The sequence below is a fragment of the Labedaea rhizosphaerae genome (genome assembly GCF_004362825.1).
GTDB lineage: Bacteria > Actinomycetota > Actinomycetes > Mycobacteriales > Pseudonocardiaceae > Labedaea > Labedaea rhizosphaerae.
Genome location: NZ_SNXZ01000007.1, coordinates 433,011 through 448,867 on the forward strand (window position 1 = coordinate 433,011; position 15,857 = coordinate 448,867).

At 72.0% G+C, this 15,857-nt stretch carries 14 protein-coding genes; 12 read left to right on the top strand and 2 right to left on the bottom strand.

From position 1 onward, the window contains the following. Position 1 precedes the first annotated feature (1 nt). Genes EV186_RS32560 through EV186_RS32605 form a run of 10 tightly spaced genes read left to right on the top strand, consistent with a single transcriptional unit; the run spans position 2 to position 12,124 of the window. Positions 2 to 2,962 (top strand): condensation domain-containing protein, encoded by a 2,961-nt coding sequence (locus EV186_RS32560; RefSeq protein ID WP_133853337.1) that lies wholly within the window; start codon positions 2 to 4, stop codon positions 2,960 to 2,962. Further along, positions 2,959 to 4,209: a cytochrome P450 gene (locus EV186_RS32565; protein ID WP_133853338.1), complete on the top strand. Its 1,251-nt coding sequence runs from the start codon at positions 2,959 to 2,961 to the stop codon at positions 4,207 to 4,209. Before EV186_RS32560 ends, EV186_RS32565 begins: the two co-directional genes overlap by 4 nt. After that, entirely contained in the window at positions 4,206 to 5,540 is a 1,335-nt protein-coding gene (locus EV186_RS32570; RefSeq protein ID WP_243754407.1) for an aminotransferase-like domain-containing protein, read from the top strand. Before EV186_RS32565 ends, EV186_RS32570 begins: the two co-directional genes overlap by 4 nt. Next, positions 5,537 to 6,946 carry a class I adenylate-forming enzyme family protein gene (locus EV186_RS32575; protein ID WP_208115894.1) on the top strand — a complete coding sequence of 470 codons (1,410 nt, stop codon included), beginning with the start codon at positions 5,537 to 5,539 and terminating at the stop codon, positions 6,944 to 6,946. Before EV186_RS32570 ends, EV186_RS32575 begins: the two co-directional genes overlap by 4 nt. 42 nt (positions 6,947 to 6,988) lie before the next feature. Next, positions 6,989 to 7,228 (top strand): hypothetical protein, encoded by a 240-nt coding sequence (locus EV186_RS32580; protein WP_208115895.1) that lies wholly within the window; start codon positions 6,989 to 6,991, stop codon positions 7,226 to 7,228. After that, complete coding sequence (gene hppD / locus EV186_RS32585; RefSeq protein WP_133853339.1) at positions 7,225 to 8,310, top strand: 4-hydroxyphenylpyruvate dioxygenase; 1,086 nt, start codon at positions 7,225 to 7,227, stop codon at positions 8,308 to 8,310. Before EV186_RS32580 ends, hppD begins: the two co-directional genes overlap by 4 nt. Further along, positions 8,307 to 9,215 (top strand): phytanoyl-CoA dioxygenase family protein, encoded by a 909-nt coding sequence (locus tag EV186_RS32590; RefSeq protein WP_133853340.1) that lies wholly within the window; start codon positions 8,307 to 8,309, stop codon positions 9,213 to 9,215. The genes hppD and EV186_RS32590 overlap by 4 nt, the downstream gene beginning before the upstream one ends. Positions 9,216 to 9,225: 10 nt before the next feature. After that, on the top strand, positions 9,226 to 10,206 hold the full coding sequence (locus EV186_RS32595; RefSeq protein WP_133853341.1) for a thiamine pyrophosphate-dependent dehydrogenase E1 component subunit alpha: 981 nt from the start codon (positions 9,226 to 9,228) through the stop codon (positions 10,204 to 10,206). Then, positions 10,206 to 11,186, top strand: coding sequence for an alpha-ketoacid dehydrogenase subunit beta (locus EV186_RS32600; RefSeq protein ID WP_133853342.1), 981 nt, complete (start codon positions 10,206 to 10,208; stop codon positions 11,184 to 11,186). The genes EV186_RS32595 and EV186_RS32600 overlap by 1 nt, the downstream gene beginning before the upstream one ends. Continuing rightward, the gene (locus EV186_RS32605) at positions 11,186 to 12,124 is read left to right on the top strand and encodes an alpha/beta hydrolase (RefSeq protein ID WP_133853343.1); all 939 of its coding nucleotides are present in this window, start codon (positions 11,186 to 11,188) and stop codon (positions 12,122 to 12,124) included. The genes EV186_RS32600 and EV186_RS32605 overlap by 1 nt, the downstream gene beginning before the upstream one ends. 41 nt (positions 12,125 to 12,165) lie before the next feature. Here EV186_RS32605 and EV186_RS32610 read toward each other — a convergent pair whose 3' ends face one another. Next, complete coding sequence (locus EV186_RS32610; RefSeq protein WP_133853344.1) at positions 12,166 to 13,239, bottom strand: alpha-hydroxy acid oxidase; 1,074 nt, start codon at positions 13,237 to 13,239, stop codon at positions 12,166 to 12,168. 569 nt (positions 13,240 to 13,808) lie between these two features. On the opposite strand from EV186_RS32610, the gene EV186_RS32620 reads away from it, so the two are divergent. Together EV186_RS32620 and EV186_RS32625 are read left to right on the top strand one after the other, a co-directional pair. Further along, positions 13,809 to 14,951: a globin domain-containing protein gene (locus tag EV186_RS32620; RefSeq protein WP_166659432.1), complete on the top strand. Its 1,143-nt coding sequence runs from the start codon at positions 13,809 to 13,811 to the stop codon at positions 14,949 to 14,951. Positions 14,952 to 15,044: 93 nt separating this feature from the next. Then, positions 15,045 to 15,413 (top strand): group I truncated hemoglobin, encoded by a 369-nt coding sequence (locus EV186_RS32625; RefSeq protein ID WP_133853347.1) that lies wholly within the window; start codon positions 15,045 to 15,047, stop codon positions 15,411 to 15,413. 91 nt (positions 15,414 to 15,504) lie between these two features. On the opposite strand, the gene EV186_RS39190 is transcribed toward EV186_RS32625, so the two are convergent. After that, entirely contained in the window at positions 15,505 to 15,657 is a 153-nt protein-coding gene (locus EV186_RS39190; protein WP_166659433.1) for a hypothetical protein, read from the bottom strand. Positions 15,658 to 15,857: the final 200 nt, after the last annotated feature.

A 15,857-nucleotide genomic window follows, 5' to 3' on the forward strand; every position in this document is an offset into this window, starting at 1 on the left:
CGTGCGGTATCCGGTCTCGTTCGCGCAGCGGCGGTTGCTGGCGCTCGAACAGAACTCGCCCGGCGATCCGGCGGCACGCCTGCCGTACGGGGTCTGGCTGCGGGGCACGATCGACCACGACGCCCTGCAACGGGCGCTGGACGTCCTGGTCGCCCGGCACGCGGCGCTGCGGACCGTCGTCGTGTCGTCGGCCGGCGGGCCCGAGCAGGTCGTCGAGGACACCGGCAGCGTTGCGGTCGAGCGTGCTGTCCTCGCCGAGGACGACGCCCTGTCCTTCGCCCTTGACCTGGCCGCGCGCCCGTTCGACCTGGCGCGTGGTCCATTGCTGCGCGCCGCCCTGATCGAGACCGCTTCCGACCGGTCGCTGTTCGTTCTCGTGGCGCACCGGGTCGTCGCCGACGAGGCCGGCCTGGCGGTGCTGCTCGACGAACTGTCCACTGTGTACCACGATCCGGCGGTGGTGCTGCCGCGGCTCTGGATGGACTACGGCGACTACGCCGTGTGGCAGCTCGACTGGCTGCGTGGCGAGGAACTGACCCGCCAGGTGGAGCCGTGGCGGGCACAGCTGCGGAACGCACCGCGTGCGCTGGCGATGCCCACCGACCGTCCCCGGCGCACCGTCCGGTCCACCCGTGCTGCGGTGGCCACGGCGACGATCGCCCCCGACACGATGGCGGAACTCGCCGAGCTGGCAAGGGTTTCCGGCACGGACCCGGCCTCGGCGGTGCTCGCCGGGTACGCGATGGCGCTGTCGCGTTACGCACGGCAGCGCGACCTGCTGATCGGCGTGGCGGTGGACGGACGCGTCCGGCCGGAACTGGTGCCGGTCGTCGGTCCGTTCGCCGACACCGTCCCCGTCCGGGTGCGGCTCGGCGACACGACGTTCGCTGAGCTGCTCGCTCAGGTGGGAGGGGCGTCGGCACAGGTCCGCGCGAGCGCCGAGCTCCCGTACGAGTTGCTGGCGGCGGAACTCGACCTCGCTCCTCCGCCGGTCCGATTCGGTGGCCCTGGTTCAGATCCTGGGGTACTTTCCGCGCCTCGGCTGCCCGGCGTCACGGCGGAAGACCGGATCGCGTTTCCCAGGACCACCGAGTCCGATCTCAACCTGATCGCCGCCGACGACGGATCCCTGACGCTCGGGTATCGCACCGATCTGTTCCACGCGCCGTTCGCCACCCGCCTGCTGCGGTCGGTGGTCACCGTGCTGGAACACGCGGCTCGCGACCCGGAGCTCCCGATCGCGGACCTGCCCTTGCTGCCGGCGCCAGAACACCCTGCACCCGCCGTTGCGGTGCCGGACAACGGGTTCGACGTGCTGACCACGGTGTGCGAGTCGAGCGCCGCGGTCACCGATGGGGCCGGCACTGTGCTCATGCCCGTGGTGCGCGACCGCGCCGCGCGGCTCGCCCGGACGCTCATCGATCACGGCGTCGGCCCGGGCAGCAGGGTCGGCTTATGCGTCGGCCGCGGCACCGGTCTGCTGACGGCGGTGCTCGGGGTGTGGTGGGCGGGTGGTGCGGTCGTGCCGCTGGACCCGGCGCACCCGCTGCCGTGGTTGCGTGACCGGGTCCGTGACGCGGACCTGCGGCTGCTCGTGGCCGACGACGCCCACGGCACGCCGGCCCGGTCGCTGGGCGAGGTGCTCACGCTCAACGAGCTCGGTACGGCACCGGCGCCGCCCGTCGCGGTCGACCCGGATTCCCTGGCGTACAGCGTCTTCGTGTCCACGACGCGCGTCGACGTCACCCATCGCGCCGTGGCGGCCGTGCTCGGAGCGCTGCGTGGCGAGTTGGGGCTGGGCGGGGACGACCGGTTCCTCGCCGTCACGACCACCGCTGCCGACCTCGCCCTGCTGGAACTGGTGCTGCCGCTCGTGTGCGGCGCGGACCTCGTGATCGCTGCCGACGAGGCGCGCGACGGCGACCGGCTGCGTGCTCTGGTCGAGCGGAGCGCGGCGACCGCGATGCACGCGACTGCCTACACGTGGCGCCTGCTCACCGACCACGTCCCGGCCCGGTTGCGGCTGCGGCTGTGCACGGGGGAGCCGGACCGCGGCCTCGCGGAGGCGCTGACCTCGCCCGGCTCCGCGTTGTGGCACCTCTACGGCCACGCCGGGACGGCCGGGTGGGCCGCCGCGATCCGGGCCGGTGAGCGGCCGGTGCTGCTCGGCGGCCACCGGTTGGGCGTCTTGGATGAGCGGGGCACCCCCGTGCCCATCGGGGTCGTGGGGGAAGTCCACGTCGCCGGCGTGGCGACCGGCGACCTGGGCCGGTGGCGCGAAGACGGCGGCCTCGCACGGTCCGGACGCACCGATGGCCGCGTCACCGTCCGCGGCGCGCCCGTGGACCCCGGCGACGTGGCGGCGGTGCTGCGTGCCCACGACGCCGTGCGGGACGTTGTCGTGGTCGGCGTCCCGAGAGCCGGTGACACGGCCCTCGTGGCCTACGTCGCCGTGGACCCAGAAGCCGACCGGGAAGCCGATCTGCTCGCCCATGTGCGGGCAGCCGTGCCCGAGCCGATGGTCCCCGCGCTCGTCGTCGTGGTGCCTGAGCTGGACCGGGACGCGTTGCCCGAACCCGAGTGGCCCGCCGAGCCGGGCGAGGGCAAGGTGCGGCCACGCAACCCGGTCGAGGCCGACCTGGCCGGGATCTGGGCCGAACTGCTCGGCACGACCGAGCCGATCGGCGTGCACGACAACCTGTTCGGCTTCGGCGGCGGCTCGCTCGCGGCCGTGCGGTTCGCGGCCCGGATCGCCGACACCTACGGCGTGACCCTGCCCATGCACAGCATCGTGGCCACGCCGACGATCGCGCAGCTCGCCGAGATCGTCTCCGCCGCGGCGCCGGCGGCCGAGCCGGACACGGATCTGGTGGCGCTGTCCGACGACGAGCTGGACGACCTGCTGCGCGCGGTCCTCGCCGACCGCGACCGTCGCCGGGCGGTCAAGGGGGAGGGGACATGAGCGCACCGACCGCCGCGTCCGCCGTCGCCGCCTCCGCCGCCGCGCTGCTGCGCGAATTGCTGAGTGACCAAGGCAGGCGCGACCCGTACCCGGTCTACGCCCGCCTGCACGAACTGGGCACGGTCGTGCCGCTGCCCCCGGACGGCAAACACGCCGCCATCGTGCACGGCCACGACGCGGTCGGCCGGGTGCTGCGCGATCCCGGGTTCGCCGTGCTCGACGGCGACTACCTGGACCGCACCAGCACCCGGTGGCGCGAACACCTTGCCGTTCAGACGATGCAGAACTCCGTGTTCCACGCCGGCGGCGACCGGCTGGCCCGGGTCCGGCGGCTCTTCGGCCAGGTGTTCAGCGCGAGCCGCGCCGCGACGCTGGAGCCGGTGATCGAGCGCATCGCCGACCGGCTGCTCGACGAGCTGGCGGCTGCGGCGGAGCACGGTGCGGTCGACGTGATGGCGCGGTTCGCGCTGCGGTTGCCCAGCGACGTGATCGGCGAGATCCTGGGCGTCCCCGAACCTGACCGGGCCGGTTTTCCCGCCCGCGTCAAGGCTTTCGACGCGATCCTGGAACTGGGCCAGCGGTCGTTCCGGGAGCTGCGTGCCGCCGACACCGCCGCGGCGGAACTCACCGCCTACTTCGCGGCACTGGTCGCCGAGCGCCGGGTACGGCCCGCCGACGACCTCGTCTCGGCGCTCGCCGCGGACGACCGGCTGCCCGAGCCGGAGCTGCTGGCCAACCTGATCGTGGTGTTCAACGCGGGGTTCCGCACCACGGCCAACCTCATCGGCAACGGCCTGCACCTGCTGCTGCAGCACCCCGACAGCCTCGCGGCGCTGCGTGCGGACCCGGCGCTGGCGCCGTCGTGCGTCGAGGAGATCCTGCGCTTCGACCCGCCTGTCCACTTCGCGGTCCGGTTCGCCGTGCACGACACCGAGGTCGACGGCGTCCCGGTGCCGGAAGGCCGCACGGTGCTGATCCTCACCGCGGCGGCCAACCGCGACCCCGCGCGGTTCGCCGACCCCGACCAGTTCGACCCCACCCGCACCGACAACCAGCACTACGCGTTCAGTGCCGGTCCGCACTACTGCCTGGGCGCGGCCCTGGGCCGCGCGGTGGGCCGGATCGCCCTGCCACGCCTGCTGACCCGGTTCCCGCGCCTCGCCCTGGCCGCCGAACCCGCGGCACGCCACCAGTTCATGCTGCGCGGGTACGACCGGCTGGACCTGTTGTGCGGGACGGCATCGTGACCACCAACGGCCTCGACGAGGCGGTGGACCTGGCCACGAGCGCGTTGTTCGGCGGGCTCGAGGACCCGGCCGCGGAGTCCATGAACTTCCTCAACGAGGTCGCGTCGCGCCATCCGCACGCGATCGCGCTCGCGGCCGGACGGCCGACCGAGGAGTTCTTCGACCTGGCCGACGTCCACCGCTACCTGCGGTCGTTCTGCGACCACCTGGCCGGGCGGCTGGGCCAGAGCCCGGCGCAGGTGCGGCGGACCGTGCTGCAGTACGGCCGGACCAAGGGGATCATCCACGACCTGGTCGCGGAGCACCTCCGGATCGACGAGGGGATCGACGTCGACCCGGAGTCGGTGGTGGTGACCGCCGGGTGCCAGGAGGCGATGTTCCTGGTCCTGCGGGCGTTGCGTGCCGACCACCGCGACGTCCTGCTCGCCGTCACGCCGACCTACGTGGGCCTGACGGGCGCGGCACGCCTGGCGGACCTGCCGGTGCTGCCCGTGCGGACCGGCGCGGCCGGCGTCGACCTGGCCGACCTGGCTGCCGTGGCCGAACAGGCCCGCGCGGACGGCCTGCGGCCCCGCGCTTGCTATGTGATGCCGGACTTCGCCAACCCGTCGGGTCTCAGCATGGACGTCGCGACCCGCGGGCGGCTGCTGGAGGTCGCCGCCGAGCAGGAGCTGCTGCTGTTGGAGGACAACCCGTACGGGCTCTTCCACGGTGAGTCCGGCCGCCTACCCACGCTCAAGTCGCTCGACGAGCGGCGCCGCGTGGTCTACCTGGGCTCGTTCGCCAAGTCGGTGTTGCCCGGCGCGCGCGTCGGCTACGTGGTCGCCGACCAGCGGGTGGCGGGGGCGGACGGCCGGGTGGGCCTGTTCGCCGACGAGCTCTCCAAGATCAAGAGCATGGTGACGGTCAACACCTCGCCGATCGCCCAGGCCGTCGTCGGCGGCAAGCTCGTCGAACACGGCGGCAGCCTCGCCGCCGCCACCGCGCGGGAACGCCGGTGGTACGCCGGCAACTTACGGCGTGCGGTCGACGCGCTGGCCGAGCACCTGACCGACGTGCCCGGCGTGAGCTGGACCGTGCCCTCCGGCGGGTTCTTCGTCGTGGTGTCGGTGCCGTTCCCGGTCGACGACGACCTCCTCGAACGCTCCGCGCGCGACCACGGCGTGCTGTGGACGCCGATGGGCCACTTCTACGACGGCATGCCGGCCGTCCCGGCGCTGCGGCTCTCGGTCAGCAGCGTGTCCGCCGACCTGATCGACACCGGCGTGCGCCGGCTCGCGGTGTTGATCGAAGAGCAGTGCCGCCAGAGGACTGGGCAGGTGTGCCGATGACGACAGACATGACCAAGATCGAACTGGGGGCCGTGGTGGGGCCTGATTGGGTCGACGAACTCCTGCTGCGCGGACCAGACGACGACATCTGCTTGGACGTCGACGGCCCGGTGACCCGGGCGGCGCTGCGCGCGATGGTCGCGCAACGCCAGGAACGGCTCGCCGCCGCGGGCCTCGGCGCGGGCGGTTCGCTCGCCCTGCGGCTGCCGCCTTCCCTTGCCTACGTGGCGAATCTGCTCGCCGGGTGGCGCCTGGGCGCGCAGGTCGTCCTGCTCGACCACCGGCTGACCCAGTTCGAAGTGGACGCCGCGCTCGACCGGCTCGCGGTGCAGGTCGTGGTGTCGGCGGGCCGCGTGCGCAGTGGCGCGTTGCGTGCCTTCGCCGACGTGGAAGACGTGGTCACCGCGCGCGCGGGCCGCCCAGCCGCGACGCCGCACGCGGTGATCCAGCTCAGTTCCGGCTCCACCGGACCGTCCAAAGTGATCGGACGCACGGCCGCGGACCTCATCGCCGAGCTCGACCGGTACACCCGCATGGACGGCGTGCCGCTGCCCGGCGAGCGCATCATCGTGCTGGCGTCGATGGTGCACGTCCTCGGGCTCGTCGGTGCCTTGCTCTACGGCCTGCACGCGGGGGTGCGGGTCCAGCCGCCCCAACGGCTCACCGGCGACAGCGTCCTCGAGGCCGTGGCGGCCGACCCCAGCCCGGCGACGGTGCTGGGCGTGCCGTTCCACATCGGACTGCTCGCGTCCGTTGTGGACCCACCCCAGCTGCCGCAGCTCAAGCGCATGACCACCGGCGGCGAACTCCAGCCACCGGCCGTCGTGACGGCGTTCACCGAGAAGTACGGCGTGCCGCTGGGCAACATGTGGGGCATGACCGAGGTCGGGGTGATCGCCACCGACCTGTTCGGCGAGCACCGCCCGTCGCTGCGCCCGGCGTTCGGGCTCGCGGTGGTGGAACGCGGCGGCGAACTGCTGGTGAGCCGCCCCGAGTCGCCGTACGTGGGGCTCTCCGACCCGGACCGGTGGGCCGATGGCTGGCTGCACACCCGCGACGCCGGCACCGTCGACCCACACACCGGGCTGGTCACCATCAAGGGGCGGCTGGACTCCCAGATTTCCATCGGCGGCCTCAAGGTCGACCTGACCGAGGTCGAGGAGACCCTGGGCGGCCTGCCGGGCGTCGAGGCGGCCGTGGTGGTGCACGACAGCATGGTGACGGCCTACGTGCAACTCGCCGAACCCGCCACCGTGGCGCAGGTGGAAGCCGGCCTCGCCGAGCGGCTGGCCGCCTACAAGCGCCCGCGGCGGGTCCACGCGCTCGCGGCCATGCCGCGCACGACGACGGGAAAGCTGGTTCGCGACCGATCGGTACTCCGCGACGCATCACGTGAGGAAAGGTGATCCGATGAGGACAGTGCTCACCGGCCGCGGCGAGGTGACCGCGTGAACCGGGGCGAGTTACCCAGCAGGGAGGACGTCCTGAGGTTGCTCGCCGGCCTCGACGGCCGGACCCGCGACGACGTCGAGGAGCGCATCGAGTCGATGGAGCTGGCTTGGCTCGTGCACCAGGTCGAGCAGCACTACGGCGTCCGCGTGGAACTGGACGAGGAACACTTCGGCCGGATGATGACGGTCACCGGTGCCGTCGAGGTGATCCGCGAAGTGATCGGGGCCGCCAGATGAAGATCGCCGGCATCGACCACCTCGAGCTGTACGTCGGCGACGCCCGGCAGACGGCGTTCTACCTGTGCACCGCGTTCGGCTTCACCGTCTGCGGGCAGGGCGGCCCGGAGACCGGGCTGGCCGGCTGCCGGTCGCTGCTGCTGCGCCAGGGCGGCATCCAGATCGTGCTCACCACCGGGCTGGTGCCCGACCACCCGGCGACGGAGTACGTGCGCCGCCACGGCGACGGCGTGGCCGTCATCGGCATCGCGGTCGACGACGTCGCCGCCGCCCACCGCGGTCTCGTCGACCGAGGTGCCGAACCGCTGGCGCCGCCCACCGAGTACGCCGGCGGGGACGCACGGGTCGTGGTCGCCGAGGTGTCCGGCTTCTCCGACGTCACGCACCGCCTCGTCGAGCGGCACGGCCCGGCCCGGGAGTTCCTGCCCGGCGCCATCGCCTTGACCGGCCCCGACCCGCACGCCGACGGCAAGCTGCTGCGCACCATCGACCACATCGCCATCTGCGTCCCGGCGGGCGGGCTCACCCCCACGGTCGACTACTACGTGGACGTCTTCGGCTTCACGCAGGTCTTCGAGGAGTACGTCGAGGTCGGCGGCCAGGGCATGGAGTCCAAGGTCGTGCAGAGCCCGTCCCAGCAGGTCACGTTCACGCTGCTGGAGCCGGACCCGAACCGCAAACCGGGGCAGATCGACAACTTCCTGTCCTGGCACGCGGGCGCGGGCGTCCAGCACGTCGCGTTCGGCACCGACGACATCGTGAAGGCCGTGACCACGCTGGCCGAGCACGGCGTGCAGTTCCTGGGCACCCCGGCGGCCTACTACGGCAACCTCGAGGAGCGGGTCGGGCACCTCGACGCGTCGCTGGCGGACCTGCGCAGGCTCGGCATCCTGGTCGACCGCGACCACTGGGGGCAGTTGCTGCAGATCTTCACCGAATCCATGCACATCCGCCGCACGCTGTTCCTGGAGCTGATCGAACGGCGCGGCGCGCTGACCTTCGGCACCCGCAACATCAAGGCGCTGTACGAGGCGAAGCAGGGCGAGCTCGCCGGCGCGCCGAACCCGGGGGAGGGGACGTGACCGTGGTCGACGGTTTCGCGCTGACGGAGCGGGAACAGACGCTGCTGCCGACCGACGAGGACGTGCGGTTCTTCGCCGAGCACGGCTGGTACCTGTCCAAGCAGCTGCTGTCCGGCGACGAGGTCGACGAGCTGGCGGACGCGGTCGAGCGGTACTACGCGGGGGAGCGCAGCAGGCGCCTGCCGGTCCGCCCGCCGCGGCTGGCCTACTGGGAGCCGAGCGACGGCGACGTGCAGCGGCACAACGACTACGTGCACTACGAAAGCGACGCCATCGCCAAGGCGTTGCTCAAGCCGGTGATCGGTGCGGTGGCGGCGCGGCTGGCGCAGGCGTCGGAGATCCGGGTGTTCCAGTCGACGCTGATCTACAAGCCGCCGATCGCGGACGAGCCGTCCAACGTCGTGCCGTGGCACTTCGACAAGCACTACTGGTCGTCCTCGTCGTCGGAGCGGATGCTGACCGCGTTCATCCCGTTCCACGACTGCGACGAGGAACTGGGCACGATCACGATGGTCGACGGCAGCCACCGCTGGACCGAGGTCGGCGCGGACGACACCGTCGTGCGGCACTTCGCCGACCGCGACCACGGCCATCTCGAGGAACTGCTGAGCGCCAACGCCGCGCACAACGGGGCCGAGGTCACCAAGATCCCGATGATCATCCCGAAAGGACACATGAGCTTCCACCACTGCCGCACCTACCACGGCAGTGCCGGCAACCGCGGGTCCCGGCCGCGCCAGGCGGTGTCGTTGCACCTGCAGGACGGCGACAACGCCTACCGCGAGTTCCCGCTGTCCGACGGCACCCTCGCCTCCTACAACCACGACGTGCTCGTGCGCCGGACCCCGGACGGCAGGCCGGACTACGCCGATCCGGAGTTCTGCCCCACGCTGTGGCGTCGCTGACGGCCGCGCCATGGCACGAGCGACGGACACCCGCGTCGGCCTGTACCGGACGGTGCGGCTGATCCGCCGGTTCGAGCAACGGGCGGTGGACCTGGTCGATACCGGCGACATCGTCGGCGGCATCCACCCCTACACCGGGCAGGAGGCGATCGCCGCCGGGGTGTGCGCGGCGCTGCGCGACGACGACGTGATCACCAGCACCCACCGCGGGCACGGGCACGTGCTGGCCAAGGGCGCGGACCCGGCCCGGGTGCTGGCCGAGCTGGCGGGCCGGGACACCGGCCTGAACCGCGGCCGCGGCGGGTCGATGCACGCGGCCGACTTCGCCATGGGCATCCTCGGGGCGAACGCGATCGTCGGGGCCAACGCACCGATCACCGTCGGCGCGGCCTGGGCGGCGCGGCATTCGGGCAGCGACCGGGTGGCGGTCAGCTTCTTCGGCGACGGCGCGGTCAACCAGGGTGTGCTCCTGGAGTCGCTGAACCTGGCCGCGCTGTGGCGGCTGCCGGTGCTGTTCGTCTGCGAGAACAACGGGTACGCGACGACCCTGCCGGTGGGCGAGGCGGTGGCGGGCACGATCACCGGGCGCGGCGAGGCGTTCGGCATCCCATCGGTCACCGTGGACGGCGCGGACCCGGTGGCTGTGCTGACCGCGGCGCGAACGGCCGTGCGGCGCGCGCGAGCGGGCGACGGACCGTCGTTGATCGAGTGCCTGGCCTACCGGTTCGATGCGCACCACACGTGGGAACACCGGGCCCGGATGCGGTACCGCAGCGACGAGGAAGTCCACAGTGGACGCCTACGCGACCCGGTGACCATCCAGGGCGCGCGGCTGGCCGACGCCGAACGCGAACGGGTCGACGCCGAGGTGGAGTCCACTTTGGACGAAGCGGTGGCGTTCGCGCTCGCCGGCCCGCACCCCGATCCCGGCGGTGCGCTGGACCACTTGTACGCCAGTGGGTTGCGCCCGCGTCAGGGCGGTGACCACTGATGCCCCGGCTGTCCTACCTGAAGGCGCTCAACCGGGCGCTCGCCGACGAACTGGCCCGCGACCCGGCGGTGTTCGTGCTGGGCGAGGACGTGCGGGTCGGCGTGTCGTACGTGACAGCGGGGCTGGCCGGGAAGTTCGGGCCGGAGCGGGTGGTCGACGCCCCGCTGTCGGAACAGGCGTTCACCGGTTTCGCGACGGGCGCCGCGCTGTCCGGCCTGCGCCCGGTGGTCGAGTTCCAGGTGCCGTCGCTGCTGTTCCTGGTCTTCGAGCAGATCGTCAACCAGGCGCACAAGTTCTCGCTCATGACCGGCGGCCAGGCGTGCGTGCCGGTGACCTACCTGGTGACCGGGTCGGGCTCGCGGACCGGCTGGGCCGGGCAGCACTCCGACCACCCGTACAGCCTGTTCGCCCACGCCGGCGTGAAGACCGTCGTGCCCGCCACTCCCGCCGACGCCTACGGCCTGCTCGCCACCGCGATCCGCGACGACGACCCGGTCGTGGTGTTCGCCCCGGCGGGTGCCCTCGGCGTTCGCGACGACGTCGAGTACGCCGACCTCGTCGCGGTGCCGCTGGGCGTGGGCCGGGTGCACCGGCCGGGCACGCAGGTCACGGTCGTGGCGATCGGACACCTCGTGCAGGACGCGCTCGCCGTCGCCGACGAACTCGCCGCCGACGTGTCGGTCGAGGTGTTCGACCCGCGCACGGTGTACCCGTTCGACTGGGACGGGCTGGCCGCGTCGGTGGGCAAAACCGGTCGCCTGGTGGTGTTCGACGACTCCAACCGGATGTGCGGCATCGGCGCCGAGGTCCTCGCGACCGCGGCCGAACGGTTCGACCTGCACGCCCCGCCCGCGCGGGTGTGCCGTCCCGACGGCACCGTTGTGCCGTTCGCGCCGGCGCTCGACCGCGCCGTCCGGCCCGACCGTGACGGGCTGGCGACTGCGATCCTCAAGGTGCTGAACAACGGACGGAGGCCGTGATGCCGCTCGATCCCCAGGTCGTGGCGATGCGCGAGCGCGCGGTGGCAGCCGGGGCGCCGCCGCTCTACACCCTGTCGCTCGAGCAGGCCCGCGCCGCCGACCTCGCGGCGATCCGGGAGGGTGCGGGCGCGGTCCGGCCGGTGCACCAGGTCGCCGACCGGCTGATCCCCGGCGCCGACGGCGACCTGCCGATCCGGGTCTACCGCCCGAGCGCCACCACCGACGCGCTGCCCACTCTGGTCTACTTCTTCGGCGGCGGCTGGACGTTGGGCAACATCGACACCTCCGACGGGATCTGCCGCAGCCTCGCCAACGCCGTGCCCTGCCAGGTGATCACCGTCGGCTACCGCCTCGCTCCCGAGCACAAGTTCCCGGCCGCGGTGCACGACTGCCACGCGGCCGTGTGCTGGATCGCGGCCCACGCCGACGAACTCGGCGCCGACCCCGCCCGTCTCGCCGTCGGCGGTGACAGTTCGGGCGGCAACCTGGCCGCCGCGGTGACCCTGCTCGTACGCGACGGCGGGTCGCCCGCGCTGGCCGCCCAGGTCCTCGTCTACCCCAACACCGATCGCCGCGGCGACACGGAATCCATGCGCGCCAACGACGATCCGGCATTGTTCAACCGCCGGTCCGTCGCCTGGTACTGGGACCACTACCTCGCCGCCGATGCGGACGGGCTCGATCCGCTGGCCTCCCCAGCGCTGGCCGAGGATCTGACCGGCCTGCCGCCCGCCTTGGTGATCACGGCCGAGTACGACCCCCTGCGCGACGAGGGCGAGCAGTACGCCGAACGCCTGCGCGCGGCCGGCGTCGAGGTGCGCGCGACCCGTTACCCAGGCATGGTGCACGGGTTCTTCTCGATGACCGGGGTCCTCGACGCCGCGGCCCAGGCGCACGCGGAGGTCGCCGACTACCTCCGCGCACGATTCGACGCCTGACCGTTTTGTTGCGTGGCGCGCGCAGTCGCCGCGAACCGGGTTCAGCGCACCGCGAGGTCGTGCGCGGCAGCCACGTCGGGGCACCCCGCGAGTCGCAGCGCCGTGTCCAACTCGTCGCGCAGCAGGTCCAGCACCTTGGCCACGCCGCCCCGCCCGCCCGCCCCGAGGCCCCACAGCACCGGCCGGCCGAGCAGCACCGCCGTGGCCCCGAGGGCGAGCGCCCGCACCACGTCCACCCCGCTGCGCACGCCGCTGTCCACGAGCACCGGGCACCGGTTCGCCACCGCCGCCACGATGTCCGGCAGGGCCGTCACGGCGGGCACGGCGCCGTCGAGTTGCCGGCCGCCGTGGTTGGAGACCACGAGGCCGTCCACCCCTTCCTCGACGGCCCGCACGGCGTCGCGCGGGTCGAGGATTCCCTTGACCAGCAACGGCAAGGAGGTGTGCTCGCGGATCCACTCCAGGTCGCGCCAGCTCAGCGACGGGTCGAAGGCCGCCCTGGTGTGCCGCGCCAGTGCCGAGTCGCCGGGCACCCGTTCGCGGACCTCGTCGCCGAGGTTCACCGGCTGCACCGACGACGGCAGCGCGAACCCGTTGCGCAGGTCGCGCAGCCGCCGCCCCATCACCGGCACGTCGACGGTGAGCACGACCGCACGGCAGCCGGCATCCTCGGCGCGCCGCAGCAGGTTGCGCACGAGGTCGCGATCCCGCAGCCAGTAGAGCTGGAACCACGTCACCCCGCCCGCACGCGCCACCGCCTCGAGCGGTTCGGAACTGAGGGTGCTGATGGTGTACGGCACCCCGGCCGCCGCGGCGGCCTCGGCCGCGCCACGCTCACCGTCGGCGTGGATCAGCCGCTGGTAGGCCATCGGCGCCACCACCAGCGGCAGCGCCGCCCGCGCGCCGAACAGCTCGCACCCGGTGTCGCACGCCGACACGTCCACCAGCGCCCGCGGCACCACGCGCACCCGGTCGAACGCGGCCCGGTTCGCGGCCACCGTCACCTCATCACCGCTGCCGCCCGCGACGTAGTCCCACACGTCCGGCGCGAGGCACTCGGCGGCCAGCCGCTCCACGTCCGCCGTCGAACGAGCGGCATCCAGCTCGTGTTCCATGCTTTCCCGCCCACTGCTCGTTCGGCGATGTCGTGGCCTGGAGAATGATGTAGCCCCGCGTCGGGGGGCTCCGCGGGGCTACGACCGGTAGATCGTCATACGTCACCGACCGTTACAGCCGGCAGCGCACAGCTGGTAGAGGCCGAGTGCCGTGATCGGCCGACGATCCGTCTCGACCACACGTGCGGTGTTCGGTGATGTTGGCTGGCCACAACCGGTTCGGGCCCTCGGCGTTGAAAGCACGGCGCACCAGATCATCGTGCACCCGCGGTCGCGGAGCGCGGGGTGATCGCGCGACAGGCTGGGTCGAACGGTGCCTCGCGACGCGATGTTGCTCAGGGCCAACAAGAACCTGAGTCTGCGAAGCCGTGCGTTGCGCCAGGGGGCGTAGTGACGTCTGGACCGAATCGCGCAACGCCGTTGGCGAGTGCAAACGATTGGCGGTCGAACCCCTGCCTGGTTTGGATATTCACCGACGGTCCGTTTAGGTGTCCGTCGTGGCGTCAGATCGCAATGTTCAGGACGCGGCTGCCTACGACCGCTGGCTCACTTGGAAGCATGGCGCGCAAGTGCGTGAACGCGCACTGCGGTCGAAGACCGGCTTCCCGGCCGCGGCGGATCCGGCGGCGCTCAAGTGGGGCGACCAGGAGGTGCTGGAGAAGAGTCTGGCCTTGCTCGCACCGCGCGCGGAGGAGCTCGTCGCGTACTTCTACGCCGATCTCTTCCGTCGTATGCCCAGCTTGCGCAAGCTGTTCCCGGGCGACATGGCCCCGCAACGGGACCGTCTGCTCGCGGCGTTGCTTGCCCTTGTCCAAACTGGACCGGAACTGGCTCCGGTGCTCGAGCAACTGGGTCGTGACCACCGCAAGTTCGGCGTGCAGTCCGGGCAGTACACGACGGTCGGCGAATCGCTCATCGCGTCGCTGGCACACTTCGCCGGCGCCGCCTGGACACCGCAGGTGCAGCAAGCGTGGCTCGAGCGCTACCTGGCCGCCGTCGCGGTGATGAAGGCGGCCGCCGCGCAGGACGACGCGCCGCCGTTCTGGTACGCCACCGTGATCGACCACGTGATCTGCGGCCGCGACGTCGCGATCCTGCGGGTGCGCCCGCACCGCCCCTACCCGTACAAGGCGGGGCAGTACGCGACCATCGAATCGCCGCGGCTGCCCCGGGTGTGGCGGTCGTACTCGATCGCGAACGAACCGCGGCCCGCGCAGCCGCTGGAATTCCACGTCCGCGCCGTCGGCCGTCGCGGTCTGAGCGACGTGCTCCTGCAGTCCCAACCCGGCGACACCATCCGGCTGGGGCCGCCGCGCGGCCAGGTCACGCTCGACGGCACGGCGGCCGGCACGCCGAAGTTGTTCGTCGCTGGTGGTACCGGTTGGTCGACGATGAAGTCGTTGCTGCGCCAGAGCCAGCGCGAGGCAGGACCCGTGGTTCCGGCTAGGCTCCTCGTCAGCTGCCGGCCCGGCGAGCCCTATGACCCCGATTTCCACCAACTGGTCCGATCGGTGCCGAACCTGAGCACCACCTTGGTGCACAGCGCACAGGACCTGGGCGCCGAGTTGCGATCGCCGCAGGTCCACCCGACCGGCCTCGACGTCTTCCTGTCCGGGCCGGCCGAAATGCTGACCAGCGCCGTCACGCTGCTCACCAGCGCCGGGGTCCCCAGGTCGCGCATCCACCACGACAGCCTGGTGATGTCCGCCTGAGCATCGGTCTGCTGTCAAGCGGCGAACTGCCGTGCCACAGCAAGAGTTTCTGTGTTTTCGACTGCAATCCCACCCGCGAACCGGAGGACAGTTTTGTCTAGCATCTATGAGCAGATCGGTGGCGAGGAAGCCCTCGTCACCGTCGTCGACGACTTCTACGACCGGGTGCTCAACGACCCGCAGTTGTCCGCCTTCTTCAAGGGCACCAACGTGCCCCGGCTCAAGGGCATGCAGGTGGAGTTCTTCGCGGCGGCGCTCGGTGGACCGCACGAATACCAAGGCCGCTCGATGCGCGAGGTGCACCGCGGCCGCGGGATCGAACAGCACCACTTCGACCTCGTCGCCAAGCACCTGACCGAAGCCCTCACGGCGGCCGGCGTCCCGGACGACACGACGGCGACGATCATCGGTGCCGTCGCCCCGCTGGCCGACGACATCGTCACGATCCCGACCGCCGGCTGAGCCGGCGCGGTGTTCGGTCCGGGTGCGCCGGACCGAACACCGCGGATCGGGCGACGACACCGGGGCTGGTCAGGGCGTTCTGGCGAGCAGGCTAAAGGACGGCCAGGAAGTGACCTATCGGTTTACCGCCGTCTTTGAAGAGACCGGGCACCGGCTGCTCTTCGTCCAGTACATGGAGACCCTGGTCGAGCTGTTGTTTCGCTTGTTCCGGTGAGATGTCGGTGTTGCGCGCGTCGAGCAGCATGTCTTCCGCTTGACCACCGTTCTTCTCGCTGTCACGCAGGTTCCTCGGTCGCTGCCTCCGCCACAGCCGTTTCGTTGAGGTTGTCGTCGGCTGCGACGAGCACCAGTTGGCGGAGCGCGGCAGCAGGTTTCAACGCTGCGTTGAGGAAGCGGCTCAACGGATGGCTGAAGACGGGGGTCCCTGGCGCTGTTAGCGTGGCG